The sequence below is a fragment of the Streptomyces sp. NPDC047049 genome (assembly GCF_040643995.1).
Taxonomy (GTDB): domain Bacteria; phylum Actinomycetota; class Actinomycetes; order Streptomycetales; family Streptomycetaceae; genus Streptomyces; species Streptomyces mooreae.
Genome location: NZ_JBEYVM010000036.1, coordinates 16,080 through 30,839 on the forward strand (window position 1 = coordinate 16,080; position 14,760 = coordinate 30,839).

A 14,760-nucleotide genomic window follows, 5' to 3' on the forward strand; every position below is an offset into this window, starting at 1 on the left:
ACCGATGACCAACCCCACCGTGGACCCCACCACCCCCGAGCCCACCGACCCGTTCGCCAAGCCGCCGAAGCGACGCCGGACCACCGCGCTGATCGTGGCCGGCGTCGTCGTCGCGGCCGCTGTGACCGCGGCCGTCATCGGCTACAACGGCAACTGGGGCAAGCCCGCCCCGGCCCAGCCGGCCGCCACTTCGCCCGGCTCCGCGGGGGAGCCGGGCGGCAACGTCGTCACCCCGGGCACCGGCACCGGTGACGCCTCCGGTGGTGACTCCTCTGCGCCGTCGTGGAAGCACCTCACCTTCGAGGACTTCCACGGCGCCCAGTTGCCCGTCAGCCCGGTCTACGGGCCCAAGGTGCACACCGACACCCGCGCGGCCGGGTTCGCCCACAACCTCGGCGGCGCGGTGGAAGCCGCCGTACACATCGGCTCGCGCGTCTCCGCTCAGGCCGGGCCCGACACCTACGGGCCCGCCGTCGAACAGCAGATGACCGGCGACACGAGCACGTTCCGCGCGCAGCTCGACAGCGACTACCAGGACGCCCGGCAGAACTCCGGCGTGCCCGACGGCACCCCGCTGCGGATCTACGCCCAGATCATCGGCTACGCCGCCGACGGCGCGGACGCCTCCGGGCAGTCGGTCACGCTCCACCTGCTCTCGCGCGGCGCCAACCCCAACGGCGGCACCGTCACCATCGACTTCCCGATGACCCTGGAATGGGTCGGCGGCGACTGGAAGGTACGCGCCCCCGACGGCGGGCAGTGGCCGTTCAACCCGGTCACCTCGACCGCCGGCTACACCCTCTTCCCGGGGGTGAACGCCTCGTGAGCTGCGGCATCACCGACCCCGGTGGCTGCATCAAGGACGCCGCGAAGTCTGCGATCGAGGCCCTGGCCCACGCCATCGCCGACGCCTGCGCGTGGATCATCAAAGAGTCGTTCACCTGGTGGGTCGACACAAACACCGACGGGGTGAACACCTCCGTGGTGAACTCCATCCGTGACGTGATGCTGCCGCTCACCATCGCCGTGGCGGTCGCCGGGGTGATCCTCGTCGGGATCAAGATGGTGGTCTCCGGCAAGCCCGATCCCCTCATCTCGATGGGCGAGGGCCTGTTCAAACTCGCATTCTGGACCACCTGCGGCACCGCCACGGTCAACCTGTTCATGCAGGCCTCGTCCGGGTTCTCCAAGTGGGTCCTGGACCAAGCCGCCGGCCGCGCGTTCGGGGAACGGCTGGCCAAGGTGTTCGGCCTGACCGGCATGCAGAACATGTTCGCCGCGATCATCCTGCTGGGCATCCTCGGCTTCCTCGCTGGGGTCGTTCAGTGGCTGATCGGCCTGCTGCGTGAGGGCTCGGTCATCGTCCTGACCGGCTGCCTGCCCCTGGCCGCCGCGGGCCAGTTCGCCGGGTTCGGCCGGGCCTGGCTGCCGAAGATCTTCGGCTGGACCATCGCGCTGATCTTCTGGCAGCCATGCGCGTCGTTGATCTACTTCGCGGCGTTCAAGCTGATCGAGAAGGGCCGCGGCCCCACGGAGGTGCTGATCGGCCTGTCCATGATGATGCTGTCCCTCCTCGCCCTTCCGGCGCTGATCAAGCTGTTCAGTTGGGCGTCTGGGTCGGTCATGGAGGGCGGGGGCGGCACGCTCGCCTCCCTGGCCAACGTCGGCGCCGCGGGCCTGCGCTTGCAGGCCTCCCGCGACGGCGGGGGAGCGCAGCCGATCAGCGCCGCCCAGCAAGCGCAGATGATCAGCCAGAGCCTTCCCGAGCCGGGCGGCCAGAACCCGCAGGGCGCGGCCCCGCCTGCCCCGTCCTCGCCCGACTCCGGCGGGGATGGCGGCAGTCCGGGTCAGTCGCCGGCGCCGTCGACGCCGCCCGCACAGCAGGGCGAGGCAGCGGCGAACATCCCCGCGCAGTCCACGGGCGCCCCGGCCGCTACGGGAGCCACGACGGAAGCGGCCGCACAGACGGCGACCACCACAGCGACCACCACGGCCACCACCGCGGCGGCCGGTGCGTCGACCGCCGGCGTTGGCGCCGCCGTGGTGGAGGGCGCGCAGGCCGTCCACGGTGCCGCAAACAGCGCGGCGAACAACATGACCAACCCGCCCGCATCCGAGTAACGGGGACACGCGATGAGTTCTGAATCCCAAAAGGTCCGCCTGTACGGCGGGTGGCGCAAGTCGCGCGGCATCGGCCTGGGCAACCTCACCCCCACACAGTCCGCCCTCGTCCTGCTCGCCCTCCTCGGCGTTGTCACCGCTGCGGCCATCTCCATGCACCTGGTCCTCTTCGCCGGCCCGGCGGCCGCCGTCGTCGTCGCCGTGACGATGGCCCGCTGGAACGGCGTGCCCCTGGTCGACGCCGTGGTGCACTCTTCCCGCTGGCGGCAGGGCCGCCGGGCGGGGCAGACCGAGTTCACCTCCGGCGTGATGACGCTGCACGAGCAGGACAACGCGCTTCCCGGCGTCCTGGCGCCGGTGGTGCCGATCTCGGCGGAAGACGGCGAGGGCGGCCACTATGGGATGGCGTGGCACCGCCGTACGGGTCAGCTGACCGCCACCATCCAGGTGGCGCCCACCTCGACCGCGCTCGCCAACCGCGAGAACGTGGACGTGTGGGTGTCGCAGTGGGGCGCGTGGCTGGCCCGCCTCGGCCACACCCCGATCGTGTCGCACGTCGCGGTGACCGTGGACACCGCCCCTGACCCCGGGTCCACGCTGGAGGACTACGTGTCGGGGCGCCTCGACCCGGCCGCTCCGGCTCCGGCCCGCGAACTCATGGCGGACCTGGTGAAGATCTCCCCGGCCGCGTCGGCGAACGTCGACACCCGCGTCAGCATCACCTTCGACCCGTCCAAGGCCCCCCAAAAGCCCGAGACGTTCGCCGATGCGGTCGCCGAGTGCGGACGGGTTCTGCGAGGCCTTCAAGCCTCCTTGGGTGGCTGCGGGGTGAGTGTGCTGGGGCGGGCCTCGGCCGCGCAGCTCGCCGGGATCGTGCGCACGGCCTTCGATCCGGCCGCCCGCGGTGAGGTGGCCCGCACTCTGACCAACAACCCCTCCGCGCTGCTGGAGCCGGGTGCGATGCCGCCGGTTGACGCCCGCGAGCACTTCGACCGCTACGAGCACGACTCCGGTATCAGCGTCTCGTGGATCTGGGCCAACCCCCCGCGCCAGTTCGTCACCTCCGACGTCCTGGCCCCGCTCCTCGGCCCCGGCCGGCACCCCAAGCGCGTGACCCTGTTCTACGAGCCGTTCCCGGCCGAAGCGGCCGCCGAGAAGCTGGAGAACGAAGTCAACGCCGCCGCGTACCGGGCGGCAGTGCGGGCCCGCACCAACCGTGCCGAGACCGCGCAGGACGCCGCCGACCGCGAACGCGCCATCCAGGCGGCCCGCGAGGAAGCCATGGGCGCCGGTGTCGGCCTGTCCTCCATGGTGGTCACCACCACCGTGACCGACGCCAAGGATCTGGACCGCGCGGTCTCCGACATCGAACAGCGGGCCGGCTCCTCCAAGATCAAGCTCCGCCGGGCCGTCCGCAGCCAGTCCGCAGCGTTCGCCGCGACGCTGCCGCTGGGCATCTACCTGCCCGACATCGCCCGCCGGCGTACCCGCTGACACCTCGTCGGCGCCTCCACTGGTGCCCGGTCCCCTGTGCGGGGTCCGGGGGCCGGTGAAGCTGCCGACCCTCGCCGGGCCCTTCGCCCTCGGCACCGCCTCATGACCGACCTACCGGAGGGATGCACCATGCCCGCGCCGTTCGCGCCTCGTCTCGCCAAGCCCGCCCCGCGCCGCGACTCCTCGTTGCCGGACACCGGGCCCACCCCGCCCTCGTGGGGCTGGCGCGGTCCCGGCAAGGGCCGTGCCTCGCACGTCGCCGTACCGCCCCGCTTCCAGGCCACCACCGTGCAGACCTGCGGCCTGTACCCGTTCACCGCCGGTTCCGGGGCGCCGGCGGTCGGCGTGCCGATCGGCCGTCACATGATCTGGGGTGAGGTGGTGGCGCTCGACCCGATCGACTGGGTACGGCACAACATCATCACGAACCCGGGCATTTTCGTGCTCGGTGAGCCGGGAATCGGCAAGTCCGCCATCTCCAAGCGCATCGCGAGCGGCTTGATCGCCTTCGGCGTCGGCGTGCTCTCCCTCGGTGACCTCAAGGGCGAGTACGGGCCTCTGGTCACCGCGATGGGCGGCCAGGTCGTCAAGATCGGATGGGGCCTGCACACCCTCAACCCGCTCGACTCCGGCCCGCTCGGGCAGGCGATCCCGCACCTGGAACGCACCGACCCCGCCAAAGCCGAGACCCTGAAGGCAGAGATCCGCGGCCGCCGGCTCACCCTGCTCCTGGCGCTGTGCACCATCGCCCGCGGCTCGCGCGGGGCACCGATCACCGACGCCGAAGAGCTGGTGCTCGGCGCCGCCCTCGACGTCCTGGCCCGCCGCACCGACGTACAGCCCGTCATCCCCGAAGTCCTCGCGCAGATCGAGACCGGAGACGAAGAACTGCGCTACGCGGTGCGGGCCCGCAGCGAAACCGAGTACCGCGAGCTGACCGACTCCATCGTGCGCACCCTGGCCCGCATCAGTCACGGCGTGCTGCGCGGCCTGTTCGACGACCACACCACCGCGCCGGTCGACATGAACGCGCCCGCGGTCTCCATCGACATCTCCGCCCTCGACAAGGCCTCTGACGACGTGGTGGCGGCCGCCCTGCAATGCACCTGGGCATATGGGTTCGGCCTCATCGACGCGGCCCGCGCGGTCGGCAACGACCGCCCATACCTGACGATTCAGGATGAGATGTGGCGCTCGCTGCGGGCGGCCCCCGGTCTGGTCGACCGCACCGACCGGCTGACCCGCCTCAACCGGCATCAGGGCGTCGGCTCGATCATCACCACACACTCGCTGTCCGACCTGGAGGCCCTACCGACCGAGGAAGACCGCGCCAAGGCGCGCGGGTTCGTGGAACGCTCCGCGGTGACCATCCTCGGCGCGCTGCCGGATCTGGAGCTGGCCCGCGTCCACGCGGTACGGGCGCTCACCTCCTCCGAGCGTGAGTTCGTCGCCTCCTGGTCGGCGCCGGAGTCCTGGGCGACCGACCGACCGCACCCGGGCCGCGGCAAGTACCTGATCAAGTGCGGCGGCCGGCTCGGCATCCCGGTGGAAATGCACCTCACCCGCCGCGAGATCGACCTGTACAACACCGACGCCGCGATCCGCGGCCGCAAGTCCGAGACCACGATGGGGGCCTGAACCTGATGAACATCCGCGACACCGGCCGGGGACCGGCCGACCCGTGGGTTCCACTCTCGATCCTCGCCGCCCTGGCCACGGCCGCGCTCGGCCTGGCCGCGCTCACCCTCTCCGGCGGCCTGGCCTCCCTGATCACCGGCCACGGCTGGCACTCCCCCTACGGCTTCCCGCTGGTCGGCGCGGTCATCCACGGTGACCTCGGCCGGATCTGGCCCGGCGTCCCCTCTGGCCTGATCGTCACCTTCACCGCGATCCTCGGCGCCGCGCTGCTGGTCGGGCTGTTCTTCGCCGTCCGCGCAATCCGCGGCAGGATGCCCGACCCCACCGACCCGGCCCGCCACCTGGCCAAGCCGGCGGACGTGGCCCACCTGACCACCCCGAAGCTCGCCGAACAGGCGCTCAAGCTGCGGGCGTCGCTGGCCGGGCAGCGACCGGAAGACCTCGACCCCGACGACTGCGGCGCCCTCCTCGGCCGCCTGCGGCCGAACGGCCCGGAGCTGCGGCGCAACCTGGAAGACGTGGAGCTGGCCATCATGGCCCCGCGCTCGTTCAAGACGAGCGCCTTTGCGATCCCGCGCGTGCTGGCGGCCAAGGGCGCGTGCGTGGTCACCAGCCGCCGCGCGGACGTGTGGCAGGCCACCGCCGAATACCGACGCAAGCGCACCAAGGGGCCGATCCTCGTGTTCGACCCCCAGCACATCGCCCATCATCCGCAGGAATTCTGGGTCGACCTGCTGGACGGCATCGACAACGTGGAAGACGCCGGACGCCTCGCACAGCACTTCGTCGCCGGCGTCGCCGACGAACGCGCCCGGGAGATCTGGGGCCCGGCCGCCCGCGCCCTGCTCAGCGAACTGATCCTCGCCGCGGCCCTCGACAACCGCAGCCTCGATGACGTGTTCGCCTGGCTGGTCGACACCTCCACCGGCGTGCCCGCCACCATCCTGGAGAAGCACCCCCAGTTCGCCAACATGGCCCGCAACTACCGTGCCCGGCAGGCCGGCGCCGTCGAGACCACGCAGGGCATCTACGAAACCGCCCGGTCCGGGGCGGCCTGCCTGCGCGACCCGCGCACCATGGCGTGGGTCACCAAGCCGTCCACGCCGATGCAGAAGCTCAACCTGCGCCACTTCGTCCGCTCCCAGGGCACCCTGTACCTGATGAGCCACAAGGGCGCCGGCAGCGCGGCACCGCTCGTGGCGGCCCTGACCGACAGTCTGTTCCGGGAGGCCCTGCGGGCCGCCGAAGCCTCAGGCGGGCGCCTCGACCCGTGCTTGGACGTCATCCTCGATGAGGCGGCCAACGTCTGTCCCATCGGCGACCTGCCCGACCTGTACTCCTACCTCGGCGGCGCCGGCATCAACGTCCTGACCATCCTCCAGTCCATCAAGCAAGGCGAATCGGTCTGGGGCGAGACAGGGATGGAAATGCTCTGGGGCGCCTCCACCATCAAGATCATCGGTGCCGGTATCGATGACGCCAAACTCGCCTCCGACCTCGCCCGGCTCATCGGCGAGCACGACGTGAACACCCGCAGCGTCACCCGCACCCGCGACGGCTGGTCCGTCTCCGAAAGCCCCCGCCGGCAGCAGATCATGTCGGCCGCCGACGTGCGCGCCTTGAAGAAGGGAACCGCTCTGCTGCTGGCCACCGGTACCCGCGTGGCCATGATCGACCTGCTGCCCTGGTTCGACCACCACCCCGAGCGCGAGCTGATCAGCGAAATGACCCGCGAGGGCAAGCAGCAGGTCCAAGAGTGGGCGGCGTCCGCGTACTCCGGTACGGGCCGGTAGCGCATGGCGGACGACACGACCACCGACCAGCCCGCGCCCGAGATGCCCGAGGGGGGCGACGCTCCGGCCGCCGCGGCGCCTTCCGCCCCGGTGCCGGACGTTCAGGACCTCGCCGCACAGCTGCGGGGCCTGCGGTCCGTCGTTGACGGTCTCGAAGCCTTCCAGGACTGGGCCGTACCCCTCCTGGACGAGGCCGAGAAGCGGGCGAAAGCCGGCACCGAGCCGCAGCCCGACGGCACGGGTGGCGGCGGTAAGGACGGCAAGGACAAGAAGCCCGAGGAGAAGCCGAAGCCGGCGTTCCCGCACGCGGTGGCGTGGGTGGAACAGTGGTTTATCCCGACCTTCCAGCGTAAGACCGGGCCGGGTTCCCTGCGCTGGTGCCGGCTGTGGTGGGCGCACGCTGAAGCGATGGTTCGCTTCGAGGCGCTGTGGCGGTCCTGGGAAGTGCTGCGGCTCGACGTGGGCACCGGCATGGGCGTCTGGTTCCGCGACCACTGCGACTCACAGCTACCCCTCCTGCTCGGCCCTGACGGGCCGTTCGCGCAGTGCACCGCGGACAAGCACGAACCCGTGCCCGCCCTGCCCACCGTCCCGGTGCCCGCAGCCGTGATCGACGCCCTCACCGCGACCGATGACCAGGACGAGCAGGACCCACGCGAGAACGCCGCCGAAGCAGCCGGCCAGCCCGACGGGCCGCACCAAGACGCCGCCAGCGCGCTCTATGACGCCTGGAAGCAGAACCGAGGCTCACCCGCCCCGGCCGGGTCGGCGGCGGACGAGTAACCCGCCCCCGGCATGACGCCAGACGAACGGGGCGCCCCCTCATATCCACTGAGGGGGCGCCCCGTTCGTCGTGCATGGGCACCAAGTCAGGCAATCAGCGTCCCGGGCGGGGGCCTCCGCGCCGACTCGTCAGATCCTGCCCCTGGTGCCGCACCACTTTTCCCGACACCGCCGGCCTCTCCGCCTTCTGCTGCGGCAACGCCGCATCAACCGGCCCGGCACTGGCCATGCGCGCCATGCGGGCCGCGTTCTCCGCCTCCGCCTGCACCCCGTCCGGAACCTGCTGGGGCGGTGCCGGCGACGGCTGCGGGGCCGGGGCGGGCTCGGCCGGCACCTGGTGGCTGGCCGGCTCCCGCCGCGGCGGTGGCGTAGGCGCCGCGTCCCGGTCGCCATGGTGGTGCAGCGTCCGGCCGGTGACCCGGATGTGTTCCTCGTGCCCGCCGGGGCCCACCGCGTGAATGACGTAGTCGCGCTGCCGGTTCTCCGGCACCGGCCTCATGCGCTCGGCCTCGACCTTGAACAGGGCCCGCAACTCGTCCTCCGCCATCCGCTCGGCGGCCGCCCGCTGGTCCGGTCCGGCCGGAACGCGGAACTGACCATCGGCGATATGAGCGGTCACGCCGTTCTCCGACGGGATGGTGATTTCCCACCGGTACAGCACCGTTCCCTCATCCGCGGGCGCGGCCGCCTGGTCCTGCCGCGGGGCCTGGTTTTGCTGCTGGGCCGGCTGCGTCTGGGTGGCGTTCGCCGTGGGCGTGCCGTCCTCCGTCAGGTCGTGCCGGATCAGGTAGTCCTCGAACGCTGCCCGCACGGCCTTGCGGTCCTGCTCGCGCTCGGCCGCGATGAGTTCGCCTCCGCCCTCGCGTACCGGGGCCAGCCGCCGGTACATCGCGCGGGCCTCGGGGTCCAGCTCGATCAGCTCGCGCTCGAACGCGCGGGCTGCCCGCTGGGCGCCGGGCAGCTCGTCCTCGGCGGCGTGGACGATGCGCCACCGCTCCAGCACGAACGCGCGGCGCTCCTCCTCGCTGCCGCCTTCGGTCATGCGCCGGCTGCGGCCCACGTCCCGGATCGCGCGCCTCACCTCGTCCCTCCGCGACGTTCCGCCGGCCGCCGTCGCGGCCGCCGTGGCGGTCGGCGTTGCGCCGGTCGCCGGGTCGGCTGCGGCCGGGTTGTCGGCCGGGTTGGGCGGGGGGTTTTCCAAGTGGCGCTCTAGGCGCCACTGGAGGACGGCGGTCATGCCGCGGGCGGTGTTCAGCTCGCGCTCGGCGGCGACCGTGGCGAGCGCTCGCGCGGGGTCGAGACCTTGCTGTTCGGCGGTGGCCATGGTGGCCGCGAGCGCGGGCCATGCGGGATCGCCGGTGATCTGGTCGGCCAGATCGGGCAGGGCGACGGCGACGGCCTGGCGCAAGTCGTCGCGCTGGCTGGCGGCGACGACTTCCGGGCCGGGGTCGAGTTCCCCGCGCGAGACGCGGGCAGTCCTCTCGGCCGGGGTCTTCTTCGCGATCGCCTCGGCGTCCGCCTGACGGGTGAACCACTCGGCGGCCTGCCGCATGGCCTCTTCGGGCTCGTACGGCGCACCCATGAGCCGCTGGTACAGGTCCATGGCTTGCGGCTCACGCTCGACAAGCGCCTTCTCCAGACGCTCGACGGCATCGTGCGCCATGGCGTCCTCATGCATGTGCGTGCGGCCGGCGACCCACGCGGTCACCAGCTCATCGACGGTCGCCGCCTCCAGCCACTCGTCATCAAGGGCACGCTGCCACCGCACGCGGTCTGTCTGACGCCGCAGATCCTCGGCAGCCTTCCTCGCCCGCTCCCGCTGGGCCTCCTCGACCGCCCGGCGGGTCGCCTGGCGCTCACGGATCGCGGCGACAAGTACGGCCGTCTCGGCGGCCTGCGCGAGCACAGCCATCGTTCGCGCGGCCCCGCGACGCATGGCCTCGGCGAACGGGTCGGGGTATTCCTCGGGCGGTTGTGTCATCGAGTCCTCTCCTTGCATCGGTCACACACGCGGGCCGCGTCCCCGGCCATGAGTCGGGCCCGGCTGCTGCGGGCGGCGGGCGGCCTGTGTCGGCTGCTGCTGCGGGCTCTGCGGTGCAATATTCGTGCCTTCCTGCTGCCACGTGTCCAACCGGTTTTCCAGGCGCCACACCATCACCTGAGCGACGCTTTCCGCCGTGTCAAGCTCCCGCTCTGCCCGTGCACTGCGCAACGTCACCAGCGGATCCCGGCCGGCCTCCTCGACCTTCGCCAGCGTCGTGGCGAGCGCGGGCCACGCGGGATCGCCCAACACCTCCTCGGCCCTGGATCCCATGCCCCGGCGAACCGTCTGCATCAGGTCCTCGCGCCCGGCCGCGTCCGCCCGTACCTCCACGTCGCGGCCCATGATCCGCATGGTCGTCCCCGTGGTGTCGGCGGCGGCGCGGGAGAGCTGGGGCGGCAACGGCTGTCCGGGGTGCTGCCGGGCGAACCGCGCGGCGGCAAGCGCGGCCTCGGCCTGGTGCCTCGCCTCCTGGGCCTCCCGCAGCACCGCCACCGCGTCGACCAGCAGCGTCAATTGCGCGGCGAGCTGGCGTGCCCCGTCCTTCTCCCCGGCCCCCAGCAACCGCCCGGCCTGCGCGATGGTGTGCGCGTACAACCGCATCGCGTCCGCCGTCTCGTCCCGCCGAACCGGCTGCCGGTTCGGCACCCGGGCGGCACGTCGAAATGCCTCGGCGGCGTCCGTGAGCGGACCGCCCCTGCGACCCTCCAGGGCGCGGGCGTTCGCCGTCATCAGCTCGGCCGCAGCCGAGACCACCTCTGGTGTGCGGGCCGGGTTCTCCCGTGCGGCCCGCACCACCATGTCGGTGGCCCTGGTCGTCACGGCTGCCGCCCGGTTCAGCACCTCGACACGCGACAGACCTGCCGTCGGCTCGATGCTGGCCCACCGCTGCTTGAGCTGGGGAAGGGACAGATCAGGGGCCAGACCACTGCCGCTGTACCAGATCAAATTCCCCTCCTTCGTCCGCCACTCCGGCCGCCCGACCTTGTACCCGGTGGGCTCGCCGTCCTGGCCGGTGCGGGCCTCGACAATGAGCCCAGCATCTCGCAGTGCGGCGAAGAATTCCGCCGGATTCGACGCCTTCGCGGCCGCCGTATATGCCTCCCGCCGCAGCGTCTCCCGCGGCGCCTCGGGCAGACCCTTGCGCGTGGCCTTCTCCGTCTCTCCACGCTTCGGTCTCCGGTGCCCGGTGCGGTCCGCCGGCGCCGTCGGCTTCAGCCCCCACCGCTTCTCGAACTCGTTGCACACCGGCCGGAACCGAAGCCCGTCATTGTGAATCTCCGGCTTACGGCCGTCCTGCCGCACGAGCGTCGCCACGATGTGAATGTGATTGTCCGCGTGCCGCACCGCCACCCACCGGCACCCGCCCGGCTCGTTCGGGTCCACGATGCCGGACGCCTCCACGATCCGCTGCGCGACCTCTTTCCACTGCGCGTCAGTCAGCGTCGGATCGCCGGGCTCGTTCGACACCGGAATGTGGTACACGTACTTCTTCCACGGCTTCCCACCATCCGCCTCAAGCGCGTGCACCGGCTGATCCAGTAGCCCGGCAAGTTGCGCAATGGTCATCGTCTCCGAGCGTCCCGGGTCGGGAACCCACTCCGACCATGCGGCGACCAAATGCGGGTCTTCGTGCTCGTTCGCCTTGCCCGGCCCGTACAGGTAATAGAGCAGACCGGCCGAACGGCTGCCGCGGTCCGCGGCCTTCGCAATCAACGCCGCCTCCTCTTCGATGTCACCTCAAGCCCGGCGAGCAACAACCGCTGCACGGCGCTTCCGACCTCGCTCCGCAGTGCGGCCACCTCGGCGCGCGTCGCAAGGATCACCTCAAGCACTTCACCCGTGGCAATCAGCGCGGCCTGGTTCAACACAGCGGTGATCTGGTTGAGGTTGTTGCCGACACGGTTCAACGACACGTCCGCGTCACGAAAGGCTTTGATGCGGTCGGCTTCACCGGTCGGCATCGGTGAAAGTTCGCCCTTGGCGACGGCGAGCGCGGTACGCGCCGCATACCCGGCGGGCGTCAGGCCGGCGCGGGTCGCGGCGAGCTCGATAATGCGGAACTCACTCTCGTTGTAGGCGAGGTTCACACGCTTCTTGCGGGGCTCGTCGGACTTGCGCTCACGGCGGCGCACACGAGGTGTCAGCGGCTTCGGATCTGTCATCGTCTCGGCTCTCCCAACCCCCCAAAACCCAAGGCCGGTTCGCGCTCGAACCGGCCCCATAAATCGCGCTCCCCAGAACGCGATCAAGTCGTTAGTGGAACACTAACGTATAACTTGCTCCGACGGCAGGAGGCCGCGCGCACGCGCGGAGGGGGTGGGGTGCCGCGGCGAAGGGGCGGCGGCCTGCGGCCCGACGAGCGGCGCGGCCCGGCTGCGGGCGCGGCCACATCCAGCCTCACGGCACGGCCCGCACTCGGCCGACGGGTTGCGCCTGCGCGTACACGCCCAACCACCCGCCGAGGGAGTGCGTGAGGCTCGACGTGCGCCACCTCACCTGGGCGACGCACCTCGGCGCTACCATGTGCGCCATGACGACCCCTGACGACGCCACCCGCGCGATCCTAGAACGCGGCAAGGAACTGCTCGCCGAGCGCATGGCCGCGCTCGAACCGCTCGCCGAGATCCTGGCCACCCGCAAGGCCGTTGAGGCACAGCTCGCCTCCCTCGATGAGGAGTACGGCAAGCGCTACGTCGCCGCCGAGCGGGCCGGATGGAGCGAGGAAGAACTCACCGCCATGGACGCGCTGCCCCCGACCCGCCGGCCGCGCGGGCGCCCGGCCAAAAGGTCCGCCACCAAGCGGGCCGCTGCCAAGACAACAGCGACCGCGGGCGCCGGTGACCGCGACAAGGTACCCGGCCAGTCCGGCCCGAGCGGTGCCGAATCACCCACCGGCACTGCGGCCGCCGCGGGCGCCTGACACCCACCAATTCGCGTGTACACGCGAACTTGCCCCCGGCTACCGGCCGGGGGCTTCGTCTTCCCCACCCCGACCGGGAGGTAGCGACCGTGACCACCACCGTGGTGGTGTGGCTGACCACCGACCAATACACCTGGCTGGAAACGACGGCCGGCGACAACGCAGCCGCCGAAACCGCCTGGCTCGCCGACCAACGCGAACGCCTCGCCATCCCCGACGGCCAACCCCTGCCAGAAGCCCTTCACCTCGAACTCGCCGACACCCGCCCGCACCGCTGGCCGCGACAGGTCCACCTCGTCAACAACGCGATCCGCATCCGCCTCGCTCTCCCCGACCTGGCCGGACCATGGCCGCCCTGGACCGACGACGAACGCAAGCGGCACCGCATCCGCGGCCGCCGCACCGGCACCCCTCACCAAGGCTTCGACCGCAAGTGCTCATACGACCTGGACACCCACCTCGTGGACGCTGCACGGCTCGCCGCAGACCGGGTAAGCGAACCCGCCATCCGCGCCCTCAAAAACGAACGCCTCCTCGGCCCGTCCCGTCGCCGGGGTCTCGCTGCCGCCGCTCGACGGAGGAACTGCAATCCCAGATCTACACACTCGGCCGGATCATCCGACAGGGCATCAATCTGCTCTGCGGCGACTGAAAACGCCTCGCTTTACCTTCTGGCTGGGTAGTTAGAGAGTTAGATCGGGGTGGCCCCGGTTAATTGCCCGCTGTCAGTGGGGTGGTCCACCATGTCACCTGTGCGCGCGGCGTGTTGGCCGTGCGGCTTTCGACCTGCTTCGGGTGAGGTGGTGGCATGGCTACTGAGACGGAGACTGCACGGGGCCCGCATGAGATCGTGCGGACCCGTGAGGACGGCCTGCCGGTGTACCGGCTCGGGGACCGGCCGGCGCATCTGCTGACGAAGAACGAACTGAGCAAGGCCGGCCTCACGCGCGCCTACCGGCAGCCGCCCTTGGCCTACGCGCGGTGGTACTACTACAAGCAAGAGGGGGAAACCCCGCTCTACGACCGGAACGCGGCCCGCCCGAAAAGGGCGTGCACCCCGGCGCAGCTCGCCGCCCTGGAAAAGGGGCGCAAGGCGGCCGAACGCAAGGCGTTTCTGGCACGGGCCTGGAAGTGCTTCGACTGCGGCGAACTCACCGACGAGGAACGCTACCCGCAGCAGATCGAGTGCGGCCCCTGCTCGATCGTCCGTCACCGTGTGAGCGAGCTGGTGCGCTCACTCGACCTCGCGCCGGCCCTGCCGCCCCGCCCGGCCAGTCACGGTCTGCGGGATCCGCAGGAGTGGGCGGCCGCGCTCCTCGACAGCCACCAGGTCGTCACCCTGGACACGGAGACGTCCGCGCTGCATGGCTGGGCCGTCGAAGTCGCGGTGTGCGACGCTGACGGCCGCACCGTGTTCGAGTCGCTGGTGACACCGGGCGGGCCGATTTCCCAGCAAGCCCACTCGATCCACGGCATTGGCAATGCCACGCTCGCTGAGGCGAACGCGCCGCGGTTTTCCGGCGTGATCGATGCGCTCGGCGCGGCGGTCGACGGCCGCTGTGTCGTGGTCTACAACCTCTCCTATGACCTGGGCGTGATCGCCCGGGAGATCCACCGTCACGCGCGCACAGTGGTCGGCCTGGAGGACGCTGAGGCGCTGGCCTACACCGGGGCCTGGCTGGAGCGGGCGCGCTGGGTCGACCTGATGATTCCCTACAGCGAGTGGTACGGCGAGTGGAACTCCTACCACCACGACTACCGGTGGCAGTCACAGCCGTACGGCAACCACCGCGCAGCGGCCGACGCGGCCGGCGCCGCGCGGCTGCTGCGCGAGCTGGCCGCCGGAACGGCGCCCCGGCTTCCGGAGAATGAGCGCGGTCCCCAGGCTGACGACGAGTATGACGACTACGACGCCTACGCCTGATTTTCCCCTCCGCACTGCATGCGCCTGCGGGCCGGTGGGCGGG

At 71.3% G+C, this 14,760-nt stretch carries 12 protein-coding genes; 9 read left to right on the plus strand and 3 right to left on the minus strand.

Annotation, left to right across the window (positions count from 1 at the left end):
• Nucleotides 1-4: 4 nt before the first annotated feature.
• The 6 genes from ABZ851_RS36880 to ABZ851_RS36905 all read left to right on the plus strand — a co-directional run bounded on the left by ABZ851_RS36880 (nucleotide 5) and on the right by ABZ851_RS36905 (nucleotide 7,829).
• Nucleotides 5-826: a hypothetical protein gene (locus ABZ851_RS36880; protein ID WP_361137027.1), complete on the plus strand. Its 822-nt coding sequence runs from the start codon at nucleotides 5-7 to the stop codon at nucleotides 824-826.
• On the plus strand, nucleotides 823-2,121 hold the full coding sequence (locus ABZ851_RS36885; RefSeq protein WP_361137028.1) for a hypothetical protein: 1,299 nt from the start codon (nucleotides 823-825) through the stop codon (nucleotides 2,119-2,121). The genes ABZ851_RS36880 and ABZ851_RS36885 overlap by 4 nt, the downstream gene beginning before the upstream one ends.
• A gap of 12 nt (nucleotides 2,122-2,133) precedes the next feature.
• On the plus strand, nucleotides 2,134-3,615 hold the full coding sequence (locus ABZ851_RS36890; protein WP_361137030.1) for an SCO6880 family protein: 1,482 nt from the start codon (nucleotides 2,134-2,136) through the stop codon (nucleotides 3,613-3,615).
• A gap of 129 nt (nucleotides 3,616-3,744) precedes the next feature.
• On the plus strand, nucleotides 3,745-5,253 hold the full coding sequence (locus ABZ851_RS36895) for a hypothetical protein (RefSeq protein WP_361137032.1): 1,509 nt from the start codon (nucleotides 3,745-3,747) through the stop codon (nucleotides 5,251-5,253).
• Between the two features lie 5 nt (nucleotides 5,254-5,258).
• Entirely contained in the window at nucleotides 5,259-7,046 is a 1,788-nt protein-coding gene (locus tag ABZ851_RS36900) for a TraM recognition domain-containing protein (protein WP_361137034.1), read from the plus strand.
• A gap of 3 nt (nucleotides 7,047-7,049) precedes the next feature.
• The gene (locus ABZ851_RS36905) at nucleotides 7,050-7,829 is read left to right on the plus strand and encodes a DUF4913 domain-containing protein (protein ID WP_361137036.1); all 780 of its coding nucleotides are present in this window, start codon (nucleotides 7,050-7,052) and stop codon (nucleotides 7,827-7,829) included.
• A 94-nt stretch (nucleotides 7,830-7,923) separates the two neighbouring features.
• On the opposite strand, the gene ABZ851_RS36910 is transcribed toward ABZ851_RS36905, so the two are convergent.
• From ABZ851_RS36910 to ABZ851_RS36920, 3 genes are read right to left on the minus strand one after another with little or no spacing between them, the layout of a single operon-like run.
• Nucleotides 7,924-9,810: a hypothetical protein gene (locus ABZ851_RS36910; protein WP_361137038.1), complete on the minus strand. Its 1,887-nt coding sequence runs from the start codon at nucleotides 9,808-9,810 to the stop codon at nucleotides 7,924-7,926.
• Nucleotides 9,811-9,831: 21 nt separating this feature from the next.
• Nucleotides 9,832-11,586 (minus strand): relaxase/mobilization nuclease domain-containing protein, encoded by a 1,755-nt coding sequence (locus tag ABZ851_RS36915; RefSeq protein WP_361137040.1) that lies wholly within the window; start codon nucleotides 11,584-11,586, stop codon nucleotides 9,832-9,834.
• Nucleotides 11,583-12,035, minus strand: a complete 453-nt coding sequence (locus ABZ851_RS36920; RefSeq protein ID WP_361137042.1) for a hypothetical protein — start codon at nucleotides 12,033-12,035, stop codon at nucleotides 11,583-11,585. Before ABZ851_RS36920 ends, ABZ851_RS36915 begins: the two co-directional genes overlap by 4 nt.
• 368 nt (nucleotides 12,036-12,403) lie before the next feature.
• Here ABZ851_RS36920 and ABZ851_RS36925 point away from each other — a divergent pair, with 368 nt between their 5' ends.
• The 3 genes from ABZ851_RS36925 to ABZ851_RS36935 all read left to right on the plus strand — a co-directional run bounded on the left by ABZ851_RS36925 (nucleotide 12,404) and on the right by ABZ851_RS36935 (nucleotide 14,717).
• The gene (locus ABZ851_RS36925; RefSeq protein ID WP_361137044.1) at nucleotides 12,404-12,793 is read left to right on the plus strand and encodes a hypothetical protein; all 390 of its coding nucleotides are present in this window, start codon (nucleotides 12,404-12,406) and stop codon (nucleotides 12,791-12,793) included.
• Between the two features lie 89 nt (nucleotides 12,794-12,882).
• On the plus strand, nucleotides 12,883-13,476 hold the full coding sequence (locus ABZ851_RS36930; protein WP_361137046.1) for a hypothetical protein: 594 nt from the start codon (nucleotides 12,883-12,885) through the stop codon (nucleotides 13,474-13,476).
• Nucleotides 13,477-13,601: 125 nt separating this feature from the next.
• A complete protein-coding gene (locus ABZ851_RS36935) occupies nucleotides 13,602-14,717 on the plus strand; it encodes a 3'-5' exonuclease (protein WP_361137048.1) in 1,116 nt (371 codons plus the stop codon).
• The last annotated feature ends 43 nt before the right edge of the window (nucleotides 14,718-14,760 follow it).